Origin of the sequence: Thermogemmatispora sp. (genome assembly GCF_019683635.1) — a bacterium.
Taxonomy (GTDB): domain Bacteria; phylum Chloroflexota; class Ktedonobacteria; order Ktedonobacterales; family Ktedonobacteraceae; genus Thermogemmatispora.
In genome coordinates, this window is sequence record NZ_JADGIA010000088.1 from 1 (window position 1) to 19831 (window position 19831).

At 59.2% G+C, this 19831-nt stretch carries 18 protein-coding genes; 12 read left to right on the forward strand and 6 right to left on the reverse strand.

Annotation, left to right across the window (positions count from 1 at the left end):
• Window positions 1-61: 61 nt before the first annotated feature.
• The 3 genes from lipA (at window position 62) to IRZ31_RS11380 (ending at window position 2498) form a co-directional block, all read left to right on the forward strand.
• Window positions 62-934, forward strand: coding sequence for a lipoyl synthase (gene lipA, locus IRZ31_RS11370; RefSeq protein ID WP_297153572.1), 873 nt, complete (start codon window positions 62-64; stop codon window positions 932-934).
• Window positions 935-1046: 112 nt separating this feature from the next.
• Window positions 1047-1853: an alpha/beta fold hydrolase gene (locus tag IRZ31_RS11375; protein ID WP_297153575.1), complete on the forward strand. Its 807-nt coding sequence runs from the start codon at window positions 1047-1049 to the stop codon at window positions 1851-1853.
• Between the two features lie 237 nt (window positions 1854-2090).
• The gene (locus tag IRZ31_RS11380) at window positions 2091-2498 is read left to right on the forward strand and encodes a response regulator (RefSeq protein WP_297153580.1); all 408 of its coding nucleotides are present in this window, start codon (window positions 2091-2093) and stop codon (window positions 2496-2498) included.
• A 237-nt stretch (window positions 2499-2735) separates the two neighbouring features.
• Here IRZ31_RS11380 and IRZ31_RS11385 read toward each other — a convergent pair whose 3' ends face one another.
• Complete coding sequence (locus IRZ31_RS11385; protein ID WP_297153581.1) at window positions 2736-4631, reverse strand: hypothetical protein; 1896 nt, start codon at window positions 4629-4631, stop codon at window positions 2736-2738.
• Between the two features lie 323 nt (window positions 4632-4954).
• On the opposite strand from IRZ31_RS11385, the gene IRZ31_RS11390 reads away from it, so the two are divergent.
• From IRZ31_RS11390 to IRZ31_RS11405, 4 genes are all read left to right on the forward strand, one after another.
• Window positions 4955-6529, forward strand: a complete 1575-nt coding sequence (locus tag IRZ31_RS11390; RefSeq protein WP_297153584.1) for a DUF1800 domain-containing protein — start codon at window positions 4955-4957, stop codon at window positions 6527-6529.
• An 86-nt stretch (window positions 6530-6615) separates the two neighbouring features.
• On the forward strand, window positions 6616-7878 hold the full coding sequence (locus tag IRZ31_RS11395; RefSeq protein ID WP_297153587.1) for a DUF1501 domain-containing protein: 1263 nt from the start codon (window positions 6616-6618) through the stop codon (window positions 7876-7878).
• A 243-nt stretch (window positions 7879-8121) separates the two neighbouring features.
• Window positions 8122-8670, forward strand: coding sequence for a hypothetical protein (locus tag IRZ31_RS11400; RefSeq protein WP_297153590.1), 549 nt, complete (start codon window positions 8122-8124; stop codon window positions 8668-8670).
• Window positions 8670-9215: a hypothetical protein gene (locus IRZ31_RS11405; RefSeq protein ID WP_297153592.1), complete on the forward strand. Its 546-nt coding sequence runs from the start codon at window positions 8670-8672 to the stop codon at window positions 9213-9215. The genes IRZ31_RS11400 and IRZ31_RS11405 overlap by 1 nt, the downstream gene beginning before the upstream one ends.
• Before the next feature lie 296 nt (window positions 9216-9511).
• Here the strand turns inward: IRZ31_RS11405 and mctP are convergent, their stop codons facing one another.
• Both mctP and IRZ31_RS11415 read right to left on the reverse strand, forming a co-directional pair.
• Complete coding sequence (gene mctP, locus IRZ31_RS11410; RefSeq protein WP_297153595.1) at window positions 9512-11098, reverse strand: monocarboxylate uptake permease MctP; 1587 nt, start codon at window positions 11096-11098, stop codon at window positions 9512-9514.
• A 105-nt stretch (window positions 11099-11203) separates the two neighbouring features.
• The gene (locus IRZ31_RS11415) at window positions 11204-11398 is read right to left on the reverse strand and encodes a DUF3311 domain-containing protein (protein ID WP_297153598.1); all 195 of its coding nucleotides are present in this window, start codon (window positions 11396-11398) and stop codon (window positions 11204-11206) included.
• A 581-nt stretch (window positions 11399-11979) separates the two neighbouring features.
• Here IRZ31_RS11415 and IRZ31_RS11420 point away from each other — a divergent pair.
• Complete coding sequence (locus tag IRZ31_RS11420; protein ID WP_297153600.1) at window positions 11980-13155, forward strand: hypothetical protein; 1176 nt, start codon at window positions 11980-11982, stop codon at window positions 13153-13155.
• Between the two features lie 435 nt (window positions 13156-13590).
• Complete coding sequence (locus tag IRZ31_RS11425; RefSeq protein ID WP_297153603.1) at window positions 13591-14499, forward strand: CoA ester lyase; 909 nt, start codon at window positions 13591-13593, stop codon at window positions 14497-14499.
• 176 nt (window positions 14500-14675) lie between these two features.
• Here the strand turns inward: IRZ31_RS11425 and IRZ31_RS11430 are convergent, their stop codons facing one another.
• The 3 genes from IRZ31_RS11430 to IRZ31_RS11440 all read right to left on the reverse strand — a co-directional run bounded on the left by IRZ31_RS11430 (window position 14676) and on the right by IRZ31_RS11440 (window position 17476).
• Window positions 14676-15191 (reverse strand): MaoC family dehydratase, encoded by a 516-nt coding sequence (locus IRZ31_RS11430; protein ID WP_151727042.1) that lies wholly within the window; start codon window positions 15189-15191, stop codon window positions 14676-14678.
• Between the two features lie 41 nt (window positions 15192-15232).
• A complete protein-coding gene (locus tag IRZ31_RS11435; RefSeq protein WP_297153610.1) occupies window positions 15233-16411 on the reverse strand; it encodes an acyl-CoA dehydrogenase family protein in 1179 nt (392 codons plus the stop codon).
• Between the two features lie 138 nt (window positions 16412-16549).
• A complete protein-coding gene (locus tag IRZ31_RS11440; protein ID WP_297153613.1) occupies window positions 16550-17476 on the reverse strand; it encodes a LysR family transcriptional regulator in 927 nt (308 codons plus the stop codon).
• Window positions 17477-17864: 388 nt separating this feature from the next.
• Between IRZ31_RS11440 and IRZ31_RS11445 the strand changes: the two genes are divergently transcribed.
• The 3 genes from IRZ31_RS11445 (at window position 17865) to IRZ31_RS11455 (ending at window position 19795) form a co-directional block, all read left to right on the forward strand.
• Entirely contained in the window at window positions 17865-18695 is an 831-nt protein-coding gene (locus tag IRZ31_RS11445) for a cytidylate kinase-like family protein (RefSeq protein ID WP_297153616.1), read from the forward strand.
• Between the two features lie 249 nt (window positions 18696-18944).
• Window positions 18945-19136, forward strand: a complete 192-nt coding sequence (locus IRZ31_RS11450) for a hypothetical protein (protein ID WP_112428701.1) — start codon at window positions 18945-18947, stop codon at window positions 19134-19136.
• Between the two features lie 278 nt (window positions 19137-19414).
• Window positions 19415-19795 carry a DUF983 domain-containing protein gene (locus tag IRZ31_RS11455; protein WP_297153621.1) on the forward strand — a complete coding sequence of 127 codons (381 nt, stop codon included), beginning with the start codon at window positions 19415-19417 and terminating at the stop codon, window positions 19793-19795.
• The last annotated feature ends 36 nt before the right edge of the window (window positions 19796-19831 follow it).

Consider the following 19831-nt stretch of genomic DNA (forward strand, 5'->3'; position numbering starts at 1 on the left):
GACCAGGAAGCCAGCGAAGCGAAGCCGAAGCCAAGCCAAGAGAGGAAGTAGAGGAACGATCATGGCGACCATTATCCCTGAGCGCCGCCCCTCGTGGTTGCGTGTGCGCCCGCCCGAGGGGGAGGGCTATGAAGAGATCAAGCGGCTCATGCGCAGCAAAGCGCTGCACACAGTCTGCGAGGAGGCGCGCTGTCCCAACATCCGTGAATGCTGGGGACATGGCACGGCCACCTTTATGATCCTGGGGCGCATCTGCACCCGCAGCTGTGGCTTCTGTGCCGTTGAGACGGGGCGTCCCCTGGGAGTAGACTGGGAAGAGCCGAAGCGTGTAGCGGAGGCTGTGCGACAGATGGGACTGCGCTATGCCGTAGTGACCTCGGTGAATCGCGACGAGCTGAAAGACGGAGGGGCCTCCATCTTTGCCGCTACCATTCGCTGGATTCGGCGTCTCAATCCCGGCTGCAAGGTGGAAGTGCTCACACCCGATTTCAAGGGAGATTATGACGCGCTCAAGGTGGTGATGGACGCCAAACCCGATGTCTTCAACCACAATGTGGAGACGGTTCCGCGCCTCTACCGTCGTGTGCGGCCCCAGGCGGTTTATCAGCGCTCGCTGCAGGTGCTCAAATGGGCTAAGGAGCTCAATCCAACGGCTCCAACTAAGTCCGGCTTCATGCTTGGCCTGGGCGAAACCTGGGACGAGGTGCTGGAGGTTATGCGCGATTTACGCGCTCATGACGTGGATATCCTCACCATTGGCCAGTACCTGCGTCCCTCGTTCCAGCATCTGCCGATCCAGCGCTATGTGCCGCTGGAAGAGTTTGCTACGCTCAAAGAGGAAGGGAAAAAGATGGGCTTCCGTCATGTGGAGTCCGGCCCCTTTGTGCGCAGCTCGTACCACGCTCATGAACAGGCTGAGGAGGCTCTAGGGTGAGCGTGCCGGTGGGGAGCTGGGGGGGCTGGCTCAGGCCCAGAGACGATGCTCGTAGAGGCTGCGAGCGCCCCGGGGTGCCCGCTAGACTTCGAACGAGGAGGGGAAGCTGCTCATGAAAGCACGGCTCAACGGTGTCCAAATTGCCTACGACGATCATGGGGCAGGTCTGCCTGTGCTCTTTCTGCATGCTTTCCCACTGAATCGCCGCATGTGGCAGAGCGAGATGGAGGGACTCCTGCGGGAAGGCCGCTATCGCCTGGTCGCTCTTGATTGGCGCGGCTTCGGCGAGAGCGAGATTGATCGTGAGATTCTGACGATGGAGACGCTGGCTGACGATGTGGCGGCACTGATGGACTGGCTGGGTATGGATGGGGCTGTCCTCTGTGGCCTGTCGATGGGGGGCTATGTGGCCTTTGCCTTTCTGCGCAAGTATCCGCAGCGTGTCCGCGGTCTGATTCTGGCCGACACGCGACCGGAGCCTGACAGTGAGGAGGGGAAGGCCAATCGCGAGCAGTTGGCGCGTCTGGCCGAAACCCAGGGAGTTGAAGCGGTGGCCGATCTGCAGATCCCGCGCCTCCTCTCTGAGGAGACGCGCCGTCAGCGGCCCGAGGTCGAGGCCCAGGTGCGTCGCCTGATCGCGGCGGCAACACCGCGGGGCATTGCCGCTGCCTCGCGCGGCATGGCTCAGCGGGCCGATGCGCGCGAGCTATTGCCTGCTATTCGTTGCCCGGTGCTGGTTATTGTGGGCGAGCTGGATCAGCTTTCGCCGCCTTCGCTGGCCCAGGAATACGCGGCACGCATCCCACAGGCCCAGCTGCAGGTGATTCCGCAGGCCGCGCATCTCTCCAATTTGGAGCAGCCGCAGGCTTTCCTTGATACCATTAGCGCTTTCCTGCACTCCTCAATCCCGGCTCTGTAAGCGGGACTGGACGGCTGCCCCTGTTATATGGTGGCGGAGCTGAGACGCAGCGGAGCCAGCTCGGCGGGCTTGTGGTGTATGGAGGCAGTCTAAAGAGTCTCCACAGGTGGCCGCTGGCTGGCTGGCTCGCTCGCTCGCTAGTGATCTGTGGTGGACGCTAGCCAGCGCAGTGGTTAGCAGAGGTGGCTTGTTGCAGTGTTGTTGTGCTCTATGGTAAGGGGAAAACAAGAAGAAGCAATGGATGATGATTGTGATCGGGGTGAGGGACATCACCCGATAGTGCTGGTTGTGGATGATAATCCGGCTATTCGCGACATGGTAGCCTGGGCGCTGGAGCTGGATGGCTATGAGCCAGCGGAGGCTGCTGAAGGTCAGGAGGCGCTGGCCTGGGTTGATAACGCAGTGCGTGAGGGGCGCTATCCTTCTGTGATTCTGCTCGACCTGGCCATGCCGGGTATGGATGGCGAGACCTTCTTGCAGCGCCTGCGCTCCCAGTGGGAATCGACTTATCCTTTCCCTCGGATTGTGGTCATCACCGCTGGCACTGGCTTGACCACTGCTGCCGCTTTAGATGTGCAACAGGTCATTGTCAAGCCTTTTCACGTGCGTGACCTGCTCGATATCATCCGTCGTCTAACCGTCTGAGGGGCAACAACAGTCAGCGCAGCGGGCTGTCCTCCTTTCGGCGGAAGGACGGCAAAAGAGTGAAAGATCTCATGTCCTCCCCGCCCGGTGGCAGGAGCCTGAGTCAGGCTCTGGCCACCGCCGGTTAGGCTTCGTCTGAGCCTGATGACCAACAGGCACAATGTCCTCCTCTAGTGGTGGGCAGATTCCTGTCCCAGCCTGTGAGCACTGTTCCCCTCTCACCGTCCTTTTTCTTTGTCATTCCATTGATGAGGGCGACAGCCTGTCCTCTCGCTGCTCGGTAGCACTGGATTGGAGCAGGAGACGATAGGGCAGCGAGAGACGCTGGATGAGAAGAGCGACAGGAGGAGAATTTGAGCGTCCAGCTGCTGGCAGACCGAGGCCAGGGTTGCTGCGGCTGGTGAGGCGATCAACCAGCCAGGTTAGGAGGAGCGGGAGAAGCCAGGCGCAAGGGCCGCGCAGATAAGCCAGCTTGAAGCCAGGCAGGAAGGGCATAAAGGCCCCATGCAAAGCCCAGGCATAGGAGCCGTAGAGCATCAGCATCGTCAGGCTGAGCAGGCGAAAAGGCAGGGGCCGCCGCAAAGCGGCCACCCCACGCCAGCGCACGAGCGTCAGTGGCCAGCGCCTACTCGCGCCGCTCGCTTCCAGCAGGGCATAGAGACCGAAAAATGTAACCAGGTACCAGGGCCAGAACCAGGGGGTGCCGATGGCACAGTAGAGCAACCAGACCAACGCCAGCCACTGAATCAAGCCGCCAGGGGTTCTGATGCGCCAGGAGTGGCGTAGCGCTCGCCAGCAGAGCCAGAAATAGCAGAGAGCGAAGAGGCCCATGCTCAGCGTATGGGTAAGGCGCTCGCCAGGCGAGCCGATAATTGGGATTGTCACCTCGAAATGCGAGACAATTGCCGCATTATAGAATTGGCCAAGAAATTCAGCGATTGTATTGATATTGCGTGACGCTGAAGGATTGACGCTTAAGACGTCTAGAACGGCGCCGCCATCCCAGAAAGGGGCATAGAGCAGCACGATACAGCCGATGTAGAGTCCCAGGCAGAAGCCAATCTGGCGCAGCGGTACTCCTCGGCCCCAGAGCAGCAGCAGCAGCCCTGGAAAGAGCAGGACCGTGTTGATCTTCAGGCAGGCTGCCAGGGCGAAGAGGATGGTAACCAGAGAGTAGAGGAGCAGAACCGGCTTTCCACGCACAAGGAGCCAGAGGGCGAGCAAGATTAAGAAGAGTAGGGTGCTATCATTGTGGGCGTTGACTGCCGCCTCGAAGAGCAGGAGCGGATTCCAGGCGAAAGCCAGTGTCGCCAGAACACGCCGGCGCTGCCCAGGCTGATCCTCAGCGCGTGCCGGCTGCAAGTAGTCGCTAATGGACCAGATCAGGAGGGCCGAACCCAGGTGCGTGGCCAGGCCAAGCAGGCGCAGCAATAACAAAGGAAGAAGCAGATTGTTGGCTCCAGCTAGCGGCAGCGCCAGCCATTGCAAGAAGCAGGTGATGGCGGCCCAGGTTGGTCCATAGGCTGAAGGTTGATCGATCCAGTAGAGATAAGGATAAGTTGCGTCATATTGAATTTTAGTGGGAAGTGTGGTAAGAGGGTTAAGGTGATAAATAACCCCCATCCGTGCATAGATCAAGTAGGAGAAAAGATCTGGAGAGGTAACAACGGGAATAAGCGCGTAGAGCAGGCCCAGAGCTACCGTTGAGAGCATGACATAACGACGGGAGATAAGGGCAGGTAGCCTGGCCAGAGCGTAGAGGTAGAGGAAGAAGAGGGCTGTCAGGACTGTCAGGAACATGATGATCTCAAGCCAGGCCAACGGCGGCGAAGGGATCGCCGGGTCGGTGGGCACTGGCTGCAGTGGAATGATGCCCCAGTTAGGGAAGAGTGCCTGGGTTGGCAAGAGCGACCAGGTGCCGGCCCGTGAGAGCAGCACATCGTTGAACCAGAGGCCGCTTAAAGGGAGCACGGCATCCAGGAGCACGATGCCCAGGATCATCCCCCCAAAAACAGCCAGAGGGAGAAACCGCTGGCTTCTGTGCGGTCTCTCTGGCGACTGTGAAAGGGCTTCTTCCTTGAACTCCTGTTGAGCGATGACATCTGCTTCCGCCGTTTTTTGCTCAAGTGGCAATTCTACATTTCTCATCCCTATGCTTGCTACCCATCTATCACAGCTGATGCTGATATAGCACTGGCAGGTGGCAGCTTGCCTGCACAAAGGAAGGCCCCGCGAGCAGGGCCTTCCTGGACAGCGAGAGGCACAGCTTCCAACTTTCTTGAACGATTGATAGTTTTGCGCGGTGACGGACCGGCCCAGATTCCTGTCGAGAGCCGTCTTCAGCAAACATATAGCTCTTCTTGAGGACATCTTGAGCTTTCTCTGCTAGCATGACAGACATAGCTTAGAAAACATCCTGCCTGTTTTTGCAGAGTACGCACGGAGCGACCTGGCTTATGGAAGAAGCAGCAAGCTATGAAGAACCGCGCTGGCCTCCTTCTGCCGAACAGAGAGAGCCACAGCCGATGACGCCTTCCTCGAACGCAGAACCCGTCTCGGGACGGCTGCCCCGGCGCCGTCTCCTTGGGCTGGCGGGGATTGGTCTGGGTGCAGCGGGGCTAGTGGCTGGAGGCGTCGCCCTGGAACAGTTCTGGCAGCATAGCCACTCGACCGCTGCCCAGGCTGACCAGCAGCTCATCGGTCACTTGCTGAGGCGTGCAGGTTTTGGTGCTGGACCCGAGGAGCTAGCGCTCTATCGCAATCTTGGCTTCGCCGCTGCAGTCGATCGTTTGCTGCACTATCAGCAAGTGCCCGACGATGAGATGGAGCAGCGTCTGGCGGCTCTCAAACTCAATCTCGATCACCCGCAGGATCAGCAGCGCTGGTGGCTTCTACGCATGGCCTGGACGCAGCGTCCGCTGCTGGAAAAAATGACCCTCTTCTGGCATGGGGTGCTGACCAGCAGCTTCCGCAAAGTTGGTGGTCCGCGCTTCTATCGGCGCATGATCATCCAAAACCAATTTTTACGCGAACATGCCTTCGATACCTTTGATAGCATTCTGCTGGGGATCACCAGTGATCCTGCTATGCTCTTCTATCTCGATCTCACCAAGAGCACGCGCAACACTCCCAATGAGAACTATGCCCGCGAGCTGATGGAGCTGTTCACCATCGGGTTAGGCCACTACACCCAACAAGATGTCACCGAAGGAGCGGCAGCCCTTAGCGGCTGGCATGTTCGGGGCTTCTCCTCGTATTACAATCCTGCCACTCACAGCGACCGTATCAAACATTTTCTGGGGCACAGCGGTAACCTCGACTATCGAGACGTCATCTCGATCCTGGCCAGCCATCCCGCTGCCCCCTGGTTTCTTGCGCGCAAGCTCTTTAGCTTCTTTGTCTACGAAAACCCGAGTCAGGAGGATCTCCAGCCGCTCGTCACTGCTTATCAGCAGAGCAACCATAATATTGGGGCGGTCATGCGTGCCCTCCTGCTTTCGCCGCAGTTCGCCTCGGAGAAGGCCTATCGCAGCCGACTCAAGTCGCCGGTTGAATTTGCTGTTGGCGCCTATCGGGCCTTGGGTCTCCAGGACGATGGCAGTCTCCTGCCGCAGTTCACCACGCTCATGGGCCAGACCCTCTTTGATCCCCCCAACGTTGGCGGCTGGCCTGGCGACAAGGTCAGCGCTTTCTGGCTCAATAGTGGTACATGGATGACGCGTCTCAATTACGTTGATCTCCTCCTGCGACGTGGCCTGGGGCGTGGTGTTGCTCATCCACTCAATCTGCAATCTCTGATCGAGAAAAACCGTATCGCCTCGCCCGAAGCTTTTGTCGACTACTTTGCCGCCTTCCTGCTTGACGGTCAGCTAGCCGGCGATCGACGGGACCTGCTTGTCAGCTATCTCACTGCGCCAGCTAGAGGACGGCAGGAGAGCGTAACCTTTGCCAATGGTAAGTCCTACCCGCTCAGCCGTGTGCGGGGCGCGCTCTATCTGCTCCTGGCCTCGCCAGAGTATCAGCTTAACTAGTCAAACAGAGATTGGAGAAAGCAGATGCCCAACAGAGCTGCGGTTATGGCCTGCTGGGGAGCCTGCTTGAAACGGGAGGAAAAACAATGGCCCTTTCTCGTCGTGCACTGATCAAAGATGGTATGCTCGTCGTGAGCGCCGGCATGGTCATGCCCTCTGTCTTCAGTCGTGCTCTGCTCTCGGCGCGTGCGCAGGCCCGCGAAGGGGTGCGCTTGGCCCAGGCAGCTAGCGAGCGCACCCTGATCGTCGTTCAACTGGCCGGCGGCAACGATGGCCTCAACACCGTCATTCCCTATACAGACACTCACTATTACCAGATGCGTCCCACGCTGGCCATCAAGGAGGCTCAGGTACTCCCGCTTGATCAGCGACTGGGCCTGCATCCTGAAATGGCGGGTTTCAAAAAGCTCTGGGACGCCGGCCACCTGGCCGTCGTCGAGGGAGTTGGCTATCCCAATCAAAGCCTCTCGCACTTCCAAGCGATGGACATCTGGCAGACCCTTGATCTCAGCGGCAACGGACGCGAGGGCTGGCTGGGTAAGCTCGTGGCTGGGCTTGTCGACCAGGAAGGTCACCCCTTTAAAGCGCTAGAGATCGGCAGCCAGACCGCACTTGCTCTCTCCTCACTCACCACCCAGGTTCCCACGCTCTCCAGCCTCAACTCCTATCGCCTCAGTGCCGACCCAGCCGATCACGATGGCGGAGCCTCGCGCCTGCAGGCTCTGCTCAAGCTCTACAATTCCTATCCACGTACCGCGCCTTATGCCGCGCTTCTAGAGGCTACTGCCCTCGACGCCCAACAGAGTGCACAACGCCTGCATCAAGTGGCCAACAGCTACAAGCCTGCCGTGACCTATCCCCAGGGTCCATTTGCCGAGGGACTCAAGATTCTGGCGGAAGTCATCGTGAACGATCTGGGCCTGCGTGTTGGCTACATTACCTTGGGCGGCTTTGATACCCATGCCAACCAGGACGAGACCCATGCTCAACTTGTCAAAACGCTTGCCGATGGCCTCTATGCCTTCTACACAGATCTCGCTTTGCACGGCAAGGCTGATCAGGTAGTGGTCATGACCTGGTCTGAGTTTGGGCGACGTGTCGAGGAAAATGGCAGCCTGGGCACCGATCATGGAACAGCGGCACCAATGTTCATTGTTGGCAGCGCTGTCAATCGCGGCATTTTTGGAGAGCCACCGTCTCTGACCAATCTTGACGATAATGGGAATCTAAAATACACAGTTGACTTCCGCTCGGTCTATGCTACTCTCTTAGAGCGCTGGATGGGGGCCTCGGCGCGCGATGTGCTGGGAGGCTCCTTTGGCACCCAGAATTTCCTCGCGGCTTCCTGACTCATCAGATGGTGTTCTGTTTGCGGCTCGCCTGCTTTTCCGATTGGTGAGCAGCCGCTCCTCTCATAGAAGCCTTCTGCCACTCCTGGCATCCTGGCGGCTCGTCAGGTGACCAGGAGTGGGGGAGTGGCGCCATCTTGCCGCTCTCTAGCTGCATCGTGGCCATCTGACCTGCCTGCCGGATCTTTGCTATAATATGAACCGGTTGATCTAACTCTCGCAGTCAGGAGTACCATCGTCAAGATGTCTGATGATTTCAAGGAAGAGGGGTATCCACAGCGGCGTGAGCTGTGGATCACACTGGGCATTGTGGTGCTTGTGATGCTGATCGTCCTGGTTGGTCTCATGGCCTACAGCCACTTACCGCGGGCTGGTGGCAATGGCAATGATGCGCTAACGGCGCTGACCCCCACAGCGGCACAGAACAATCCGGTGGCTTCCATCGAGTTGAATCGGTCCTTCTCCTTTAGCGGAGTGAACCTGACCGTGACCCGGGTTGGCGAGGCAGGCAGCTACTCTGATGATCAAAAGCACCAGAGCAACTATGTGATCCGGGTCTATCTGGACGTTCAGAATCCCGGCGAATCGCCAGTAGGGATCGACTACCAGGCCCTGGCCCGCCTGGTGCTTCCCAATGGCACCCAGATAGCCCCCCAGCTGATTTCCATTCCCCCTGTGATCCTGCCGGGTCAGAAGCAAACGGGCTACCTTGACTTCCCTGTCAATCAGCAACTCGATCTCTCCACGCTTTCACTGCATCTCGGCAAGAAAGCGCAGGTGCTCTTCTCCTGATGCATTTCTCAGACGAATACCAAGACCAGGAACAGGAGCAAGAGGAGCGAGGCAGCGACGAGCTACTTGCCTCAGATGAGCTACGTCTGCCAGAGGGAGCCAGCTTCCTTGTGCGACTGCACGCAGTCAGAGCCTGGCTGGCGCGTCGGCAAGAGGAGGCAAAGCTGGCCGCGGGCGAGGCGGCTCTGCGCCTGCAAGAGCTGGCTCTGGCCCAGGAAGGAGAGTCGCGTCTGCGTCGGCGCCAGCTAGAGCAGCAAGCGCAGCGGCAGCATCAGGCCCGCCAGGACCTGGAGGATGCCAACTCTCGGCTCCGGGCCTACGCTGAAGCAGCGACTCTCTTAGAAGAAACAGTTGACCATATTAGCGGCCAGCGTGTGCTGGTCGAGTATTATCTGGCCCTTAGCGAGCTACTAGAGTGCGAAGTGAGCCGCGCCAGGTCCCTTCAGGAGAGGGAGAGTCTGCTCGCTCGCTCGCCTCGGCTCCAGGTTTTGCAAGACGTGCTACAGCGTGTCGAGCAGGTCAGCCTGCCAACAGAAGGCGACTGAAAAGGAAGGGGTCTGGCCTGGGCCAGGCGGATAACCGGCGAAGAGGGTGGGGCCTGGGCATAGTGACCCATAAGGTGCTTGCTGGCAGACAACCCTGACAGGGCCAAGAGAGACGGGCCTCCATCTCCCTCATGAGAGGGTGCAAGGATGCTCGTCTCTCTTCGTTGGTTCCAAAGCTCCAAGCGAGCCTTTGTCTTCTTCTGTTGGATCTAATCCGGGCCAGCGTTGTCAGCCTGCGCGTGCCGGGCGGGTAGCGGACGAGAGAGCAAGCCAGGTACCGCCAACAGAAACAGAACTCAGGCCAGTTCCTCCATCAGCGGCTCTTTGGGCAGAGCGGCCAGCCCTTCTTCCTCGTAATCGCTGGGCTGTGTATTGTCCTTCCCCGAAGGGACGCCCAGAGCGCGGAAGACCGGCGTCAAGATCAGCGTCAACACCAGATTGACCAGCAGCGAATAGACCGCGATGTAGGCAGCGATCTTCACGTTGCCGAGAGAGATCGTAAAGACCGAGGAGGCGAAGTTATTGGCCACTGCCATCCAGGTGCCGGTCACCATACCGCCGACCCAGCCGATGATCATCGCCCAGCGGTGCATCCAATTAGTATAGAGACCCAGGAAGACCGGAGGCAGCGTCTGAATGATCCAGACACCACCCAGGAGCTGGAAGTTGATGATATCGGTGGCTGGCACCAGCAGGATAAAGAGCAGGGCGCCGAACTTCACCACCAGCGAGACTACCTTCGCCACCGTCGACTCCTCGCGGTCCGAGCAATTCGGGCGGAAGTACTCCTTATAGATATTGCGCGTAAAGAGGTTGGCCGCGGCGATCGACATCACTGCGGCGGGGACCAAAGCGCCGATCGAGATAGCGGCGAAAGCGAAGCCCGCAAACCAATCGGGGAAAGCCCAGCTCATGAGCGAAGGCACGGCCCCGTTGGCCTTATAGCTGTGGAAAGCAGGCTGGCTCGTGACCCCCGTGCCGGCGGCGATGGCCATATAGCCGAGCAGAGCCAGCAAGCCCAGCATCAGCGAATAGAGGGGCAGCAGCGCCGCATTGCGCTTCACTACCTGGCGGCTGCTGCTGCTGAGCACGCCTGTCATCGCGTGAGGATAGAGGAAGAGAGCCAGGGCCGAGCCGAGAGCCAGAGTCGCATAAGCCATCTGGGCCTGGGGTGTGGTCAGCAGATCGCGGAAGGTCGTGCCCTGAGCAATGGCGTTCAGATGCTTCGTATGGGCCGCAGCAAAGATATTGCCGAAGCCGCCCAGCTTGATCGGAATCACGATGATCGCCGCAATCATCACTGTAAAGATCATCAGATCTTTGACCAGAGCGATCATCGCAGGCGCGCGCAAGCCGCTGGTATAGGTGTAGGCGGCCAGAATGAGGAAAGCGATAATCAGAGCTGCCTCAACCGGGACACCCATCTGAGCGATCGACACCTCGATACCGAACATCTGGAGGGCGATGTAGGGCATCGTTGCCAGGATGCCGGTGAAGGCGACCACCAGAGCGAGGGTGCTGCTCCCGAAACGGTCGCGGACAAAGTCCGAAGCAGTGATGTAACCGTGCTTCCTGGCAACGCTCCAGAAGCGCGGCATCAGCAAATAGACCAGGGGGTAAGCTACAATCGTGTAGGGAACAGCAAAGAAGCCGGTTGCCCCGCTGTTGAACATCAGGCCGGGCACAGCAACGAAGGTGTAGGCTGTGTAGAGGTCGCCGCCCAGCAGGAACCAGGTGATCACGGTGCCAAAGCGTCGACCAGCTAGCCCCCACTCATTCAGCAGGCTTAGATCACCGCGGCGCCAGCGAGCGGCGACGAAGCCCAGCACGGTGACAAGAATGAAAAATACGATGAAGACGCTTAAAGCAACGACATTGACCATTGCAGTCTTTCCTTTCTCGGCAGGCATTGCATCACGGTGCAATGCGGCAATCCGTTGCGCAGATGCTCGAACAACGCTGTTCTCAGGGCCGCTTGCTTTGCTGGCTCAAGCTTTCAACCAGTAAACAAGGGCTGTGACCAGCGCGCCGAGAATGGTCCAGAGCAGCTGGTACCAGTAGAAAAATGGGATGCCGATGAACTCCGGCTGATAGGAGTTGTAGAGAAAGGGCAGCAGGGTAGCAATAAAGGGGATGAGAAGCAGGAGAAGAGGCCAGCGTCTCTTCTCGGTACGGGTAACCATAAGCTGTCACTCCTTTGAAACAGGTGGTACGATCCCCGCGGCACGTTGGGAGACGGTTGGATGGGAAAACCTGGCACGGTCGGCACGGCCCGGCATTGTACGATAGCAAGAGCCAGCGCACAGGCATGAGGCAATGGATGAAATAACCCCACTCGCCGGCTGGCTCGCTTGCTCACTCACTGGTGGCCCTGCCGAAACCATCCCCGCGTGCACCCTTGCACGCAGCAGGCCCGATTAGGCTGAATTGGCGTGTCTCTCAGCCTGTACTGTTGCTGGACCCGGCAACCGACACGCGCAGTGCTGACTGGTATGCTATAATCGTACGCAATAAAGGTCGAAAAGTCAACCCGCCCTTGAAACTAGTCATTCGGACATCCGTGTCTTATGTCCTTCCCTCACTTCTCTCCCAGCCAAAGCAGACTGGTATGATTGGTGCAACAGGGAGAATTCTCCGCCAGTGCAGAAGTATAATGATATAAAGGTAGCATTACTAGATGGTATACCGATCTGTTAAGCTCTTCCTGGATATCCGTCATATATAATAAAAAGGATATAAAAGAAGAAAGGTAGACAGTCAGCTCATGAACGAAGCGCAGACGAAAGAGAGCGCGTGGGATGTGGAGGAACGGGAGCTGCGGGGGGCGGCGCTGCCGGAAGGCTCGATCATCCTCGGCGGGCGCTATCGTCTGATCCGCCTGCTGCATGAGCGTCCGCGTGTCCATCTCTACCTTGCCAGGCGTCTCTCGGGCAGGCGGGAGCGCATCCAGTACAGTGAGGAGCCGGAGCCGCTGGTAGCGGTGCGCGAGCTGCTGCTTGGTGGACTGAGCGCTCGTGAGCGCATGCAGATCGAACGTGCGGCCTATGAAGAATTTGCCTCCTTCACGCTCCTGGCCTCACCGCGTCTGCCCGAGGCAGGGGATCGCCTGCGGGTAGAAGGGGATCGGCACTACCTTGTCCAGCAGCTGATTGGTTTGCGGCAGGCACGTGAACTGGAGGTCATGACCCTGGCTGACCTGCTGCTTGCCGATGGGCGCTGGCCGGCCTGGCTTGATCTGGAGATTGCGCTCTCCTGGAGCATTCAGCTCGCCCGTCTGGTAGCGCGCCTGCATCGCCTTGGCTGTGTCCTTGGGGACCTTGACCCGGCCACCGTGCTGATCGACGCCGAGGGGCGAGCCCCCTGGTCGCCGACGCTCCTCGTATCCTGGCCGCCGCCGCCGGTCTTCTGGCAAGCGACTGTAGGCACACCGCAGCTAGCAGTCGAGCATTACCGCCAGCTCTTTCCGTCGCCTGCGCCCTCGGCGGCCAACCCATTCGTGGCCCCCGAGGTCTTTTCAGGCCAGTGTGACGAGCGCTCCGATGTCTATTCACTGGGGGCTCTCCTCTACCTGCTTTGCACTCACTACGCTCCCATTACCGCGACTCATCGCCAGTTAGCTGAGATCCTCGATTGTGAAGAGATGGGGGCTGAGGTTCCTGATCCCCTGGAGCCATTGCCCGTACCCGAGGGCCTGGCGCTGGTGCCACCGCATTTGCTCAATGTTCATCTCCCGCTTGCTATAGAGGATATCCTCTTGCGGGCTTTGGCCCTGGACCCTGAGCAGCGCTATCCCTCGGCCTTTGCCCTGGTAGAGGAGCTGGAGGCCCTGGATCTGCGTCGCCTGGGGATCTTGCGCTATCGGCCAGGCGTAGTGGCCCGCTGCTTGAGCAAGCTCTCCGCCTTCCTGCGGCGCTGCATCGGAGCTGATGACCTTGTCTAGTCAACATTCTGCTGCCTGGCTCGTGGTCTCCCGTGTGATCGGCTCAGCTCAGGATCGCCAGCGTACTGGCCAGGCAAGTGCCAGCGTGCCGGCGATGATGGTCACTGCCTTTCTTCGGCGGGGTTCTGTCGCTCTTCTCGGCTCCCTCTAGCCTGGTCTGTCGCCCCTCCTTGTTCCGGGATCTGCTCCTCACTGCCAGCCCTCTCACCTGCCGGACCTGATCGCCGCTCCTCCTCGGTGTTCGTAGGGCTGATCAGCCTGACCAGCGGCAGGCCGTCTGAGAGACTGCTTGTCTGCTGAAATGTCAGGCTCAGGCCCAGAGTGATGGGGAAAGGATGGTATGATAGAGGAGAGATCAGAACGGCTCTGGTCTCGCCCTAGTAGCGCTGACTGCTTTCTCCACAGCAGATGAGCAAAGAAGAGGATACAGCGATCATGAGCATGGTGCGCCTGAGACGCAGCGAACTGTCGACGCCGGCCAGCAATGTGCGCATGCTGCAAAAGGCGGCAGCCAGTCAGGCCGATCTTGTCATGCTGGATCTGGAAGATTCCGTTTCCCCCGCCGACAAAGAGAAGGCGCGGGGGCAGGCCATTGAAGCCCTGCGCTCACTGGACTGGGGAAACAAGACCCGGGCGGTGCGCATCAACGATCTTGAAAGCGAGTATGCCTATCGCGACATTGTTACGCTCGTCGAAGAGGCGGGGGAACACCTCGACATCCTGATCGTCCCTAAAGTCAAGCGGGCGCGTGATGTTTGGTGGGTTGATCGCTTGCTGACCCAGATCGAGAAACGGTGCAAACTGACGAGGCCCCTTGGACTGGAGGTTTTGATTGAGGAGACCGAAGCCCTGATCAATGTTGAAAAGATCGCCCGGGCCAGTGAACGTCTAGAGGCCCTGATCTTTGGCCCTGCCGACTATGCGGCTTCCCAGGGCATCGATCTCAGGTACATCGGCAACGATCTGGATGCCTACCCTGGTGACCTCTGGCACTATGCGCGCAACAAAATTGTCGTGGCGGCGCGAGCCGCGGGCATCGAGGCCATTGACGGCCCTTATATCGATATTCGCAATCTCGATGGCTACCGACGCGAATGCCTCCGGGCAAGCGTATTGGGCTTCAGCGGCAAATGGGCTATTCATCCTGAACAGATTCCCATTGCCAACGAGGTCTTCGCTCCCGCACCTGAGCAAGTGGCCCAGGCGCGTCGGCTGGTGGCTCTCTACGAAGAAGCCCAGCGTCACGGGCAGGGCGCTATCGAAGTTGAAGGCCGCATGATCGACGTGGCCGTTATTCGCAACGCACGGCAGCTCATTGCCCGCGCCGATCTGCTGGGTATTTAATTCCGCCCAATGGCAGGCGCGGCCTGGTGGGCCAGGCCAGCAAGCGAAATAGCCAGCTTGGCAACCGCCTGGAGAAGGACCTGGAAGGGGTGAGCCGACGCCTGCCTGTCTGCCTCCACTACGCTGCACTCCTGATCAGTCTGGCTGCCTACCAGAGACTGGCGGATCGGCCTAAACTAAACACTGGTTCCGTCGCGCCCGTGCTCAATCCTGCTGCGGATCTGGCGCTGCAGCTCCTCATCCAGGGCGCGCGTAGGTACCAGCACGCGTCTCCGGTAGGACAGAACCTTTTCCCCACGCTGGTTATAGGCTACTGTCTCGACGGTCACAATGCCGCGGTCAGGCTTACTGGTCGAGAGCCGCTTATCGAGTACGCGCGACTCGGCATAAATCGTATCACCGTGAAAGGTTGGGGCCAGGTGCTTGACCTCCTCAAATTCAAGATTAGCGATGGCTTTCCCACTCACATCGGGCACCGACATGCCAAGCACAATGCTAAAGACCAGGGCGCCCACGACCAGGCGTTGCTTATGCTGCGTATGCGCGGCATAATTGGCATCGATATGCAGAGGATTATGATTCATCGTTAGCATGCAAAACAGCATATCGTCGTACTCGGTGATTGTGCGCCCCGGCCAATGCTTATAGACATCCCCAACCTCGAAATCTTCATAGCAGCGACCGAATGACATGGTGTTCTCTCCTTCTCCAAGCCAGCTAGCTAGCTAGCCAGCTAAGATGGTTGCTCGTCAAGCGCGTACCGCTGAAGGAGCTGGCGGGCGATAATTAGACGCTGGATCTCGCTCGTCCCCTCGCCGATCAGCATAAAAGGAGCATCGCGATAATAGCGCTCGACGTTGAACTCCTTGACGTAGCCAAAGCCGCCGTGGATGCGCAGCGCTTCCAACGTCACCCGCTGGCACATCTCAGTGGCGAAGAGCTTCGCCATCCCGGTTTCGAGATCGCAGCGCCCACCGGCATCCTTCTTGCGGGCTGCCTCATGGAGCAGCAGCCGGGCGGCCTCGATCTCCGTGTACATATCGGCGAGCTTAAGCTGGATAGCCTGATGTTCAGCGATAGGCTGACCGAAGGTGCGGCGTTGCTGGGCATAGCGGATGGCGTCTTCAAAGGCGGCGCGAGCCAGGCCCACAGCGCGAGCGGCCACATTGAGCCGTCCGATCTCCAGACCACTCATTGCCTGCTTGAAGCCCTGGCCCTCGACGCCGCCAAGCAGATTAGCCGCTGGCACGCGCACCGCCTCAAAGACCAGCTCAGCCGTATCTACCCCCTTGTAGCCTAGCTTTGCAAAGGTGCGGCCCACGTGGAGACCCGGCGTCTCCTTCTCGACCAGAAAGAGGCTCATGCCACGGTAGGGTGGCTGAGCCTGGGGATCGGTGCGCGCCAGCACCGCCAGAATCCTGGCGTGAACTCCGTTTGTCACCCAAAGTTTGGCCCCATTCAGTAGGTAAGATTCGCCGTCGCGCATCGCTGTCATACGAATAGCCTGCACATCGCTACCAGCCTCGGCTTCTGAGAGACAGAGAGCGCCCCGACGTCTGCCCTCGGCCATCACTGGCAGAAAGCGCTGACGTTGCTCTTCTGTACCGTACTGAGTGATCAGAGCAGCGACCAGGATGTGCGTATTGACTATGCCGGCCAGACTCATCCAGCCGCGTGCCAGCTCCTCGATGAGCTGGACATAGGTCAGCAAGTCCAGTCCCAGACCGCCATAGCTCTCGGGAATAGTGGCGGCGAAAAGACCGAGGCGGCGCAGCTCTTCGACTAGCTCACTCGGATAACGGTCCTCGTGTTCCAGCTGCTGCGCAGCCGGGAGCACTGCGCGCTCCACGAAACGTCTGATCTCGGCGATCAGCAGACGCCGCTCCTCATCGGCGTGTGATGGCATCTCCATTGATGAGCCTCCTTTGCTTGCTGCACGACAGTCTCGCCCAATAGAGTGGCTCCGCCTGGCAGCCGAGCCAGAGCCCGTGCTCCCTGGTGGACGACGACAAGCCAGTCGGGTGGACGGTAGCAGTAGCCGGTGTCGGTGCTAGGAGCGCGGGGGTTCCTGCTTACGGAGCCGCTTATCAGCGTGCTGTAGGAGAAAGAGCTTAAAAGCGCGTGCTGTAGCGGAAAGATTTTTATCCTTCAGGTGCACGATGCGCCACTGACGAATGATCGGAAAGCCCTCGACATCGAGGATGACCAGGCGTCCTGTCTCCAGCTCCATATCGATGGCCACCCGTGAGATCAGGGCGATTCCCAGGCCGGCGGCCACGCCCTGCTTAATAGCGCTATTATTACCCACCTGCATAGCCACCCTCAGTGGAACCCCAGCCTCCTGGAAAAGGCCCTCCAGCGCTGCGCGCGTGCCCGAGCCGACCTCGCGCAGCAGAAAGGTCTCGCGTGTCACCTCCTCGAATGGGACCTTGCTGTGTCCCGCAAGGCGATGCGTCGGTGCGGCTACCAGCACCAGCTCGTTAAAAGCAAAAGGCTCGATAACTACCGGAATATCGTCGGGAACTCGCCCAACCACCGCAATATCGATACGGTTATTGGCCAGGGCGTCCACTACCGCGGCCCGATTGAGCACGTTCAAGGTAATCTCGACCTCGGGATACATCTGATGAAACTTGCCAAGCAGGCGTGGGATGACATAGGAGCCGACGGTGGTATCGGCGGCCACGCTGAGACGTCCATAGTGCGGGCTGCGCAGCGACTCGATGACCTCCAGAGCCTCCTCGATAACAGAGAAAATCTTCTGGCTGTAGAGATACAGCTCCTCGCCGGCCTGCGTTAGATGGGTCTTGCGCCCGATCTGGTCGAAGAGCTTAACGCCCAGACTCTCCTCAAGCTGGCGAATCTGTGCGGAGACAGCGGGCTGACTAAAATGGAGTTCCTCAGCGGCACGGACAAAGCTACAGTGTTTGGCGACCACCTGGAACGTTGCGAGCTGATGCAGATTGAGCGTGCGCATGGGGTCTCCTGGCAAGGGAATGGCAATCGATAGTGTATGCGTCAGACGTAGAAAGCACAGTTGCCCAGATGCTTGCTCTTTGTCGTTTATTTATTATCTTAGAAGAAATGGGCCAGCCTCGACAAGCCAGCGAAGAACGGCAGCGCGCTCTCGGCGAGAGCACCTAGCAGGCTGTCGCGGAGAAGGCCCCAGGGCGGGGCAGGCCCGAACTGGATTGACCTTGCGTCTGGCACTGCCCTCAGTATACCATGAGGGAGAGGAAGGCTGCAGAGGAGCAGCGAGCGGTTCTGCTTGGGTATGGATCAGTGCCTTCTGACCGGCGAGCGGATACACGGGAGCGATGGCCGACCAGCCAGTGGGAGTGGCCAGTAAGTCAAGGAGCTAGAGTATGAGCAGTGAGAACGAGGAGCAGGTTCGCGAGCGGGCTGTAGAGCAAGTGAGCGAGGAGCGCTCTGTCAACCTCGAAAGGAGGGGGAGCCCGACGCGCCCGCTAGAGGGCCGAGTCTGGGACGAGGAGCTACCGTCAGGGATTCCTCCCCAGGGAACAGCGGTGATCACCATCGCCCGTCAGCTTGGCAGCGGCGGCAGCGAAGTAGGGCGTCTGGTGGCCCGCCGTACGGGGCTGCGTTATCTAGATCGCCAAATTATTACCGAGGTGGCCCGTCGCCTGGGCGTGGATGTCCGCGAAGCAAGGCGCCTCGATGAATATACCGCAGGTGTCGCCGCTCAGATCCTTGAGGCCGTGCGTGCCAGCCAACCATTCACCCTCAACTATGCTGGCCTGCTTGGCCAGGCCAGTCGCCCCCTGCAGCAATATGATGAGGTTGCCTATCTGCACCTGACCCAGAAAGTCATTTTGGAAATGGCCACGCAAGGGAATGTTGTCATCGTTGGCCGTGGCTCCCAGTTTTTGCTGCAACAGGCTCCCCGCACGCTCCATGTTGCTGTGTTTGCTCCACTGACCCAGCGCATCGCTCGCGTCATGAGTACGCTGCATATTGATCAGCGCCGGGCGCGTGAACTAATCGAGCAACGTGACTATGAGTATACTGCCTATCTGCGCCGCTACTATGGAAGCGACGGCCAGCAGCCAGGCCTCTACCACTTGCTCATCAATACTGGCCTCTTCTCCTTCGAGCAAGCCGCTGACCTTATCTGCCAGGCTCTCTCTGCTGTCAGCCGCGGACCGGAGGCCGACCTGCCCTCTCCCCAGCAGTGAGTGATTGGACAGCCGGCGCTGCCCTATGGTATACTGTAGCGAAAGCAGGCGGGTCACAGGTCTTTTTCTTCTGTGGCGTGGAGCAGCCAGCCCGTCAGCCTGCCTGCGAGCGGCGGTGGTGCGGCGAAGCGAGCCTGGCGGATGACAGGAAGGCGCTTTCGCCGGGAGAGGGAGCGTTATGCGAGCCACAAGCTATGACTGTTTATAGAGCAAAACCTGTTATTCATCAGATGAAAGGGGGTAGCGCTTATGCCACGTAAGGGTGAGCTGTCCAAGACAGCGCGCGCATCGCTAGCCAATCGCGAAGAGGTCAACCATCTGACCAGCCGCATTTGCGCGAAGTGCGGTGAGCCGATCATGCTGAAGGAGCTGCAGCCGGTGAAGGTGATCGGCAAGGGCATGGTATATTATCACAAGAGTCACTATAGCATCCAGCAGTAGGAGCGTTATCGGCGGGGAGCGTACTCAGGGCGAGCAGGCCCGCCTGGCGCTCAGTGTGAGCCGGCGCGTCGCTGGCTGGGCAAGCGGGCCGGGAGTGCTCAAGGAGGTGCTCACGGGCAAATAGGGCTTGAGCTACTCTGGCCCTGCTGGGTGTGGCCCGCCAGCTTCCCCGCCCACCCAGCTCAGGCAAGCGGTTCTGGTCTTCTCTGCTCTGGGACGGCGGCGCGACGAAACGACGGCGCTGAGTGCGTGTCTTCGCCTGAGAAGGTATTGAGCCAATGACATGGAAACGTGCACGTGTGTTATTCTTCCGGGCCTTGTTGCTGCGCTGTCCGGTTTGTGGTGAGGGCAAGCTCTACTGTGGGCTGTTCAAAACCTATGAGCGCTGTCCTGCCTGCAATTTCGAGTACGAGCGTGAGCCAGGCTACTATACCGGAGCTATGGCTGTTAACCTGGTGCTGAGTGAGCTACTCATCACCGCGATCACTCTCCCACTGGCGGTCAACACCAGTGTCCCCTTCATTCCCCTGCTCATCTGGGGCATGACGATGCCTATCATCTTCCCCCTCATCTTCTATCGACACACGAAAAGCTTCTGGATGGCCTTTGACCACCTCATTCATCCAGTGACCAACGAGCGCATCTTTTTCCCTGAGTAGAGGAGTGCCAGAGCGGGTGCCGAGGGAGGTGGGAGG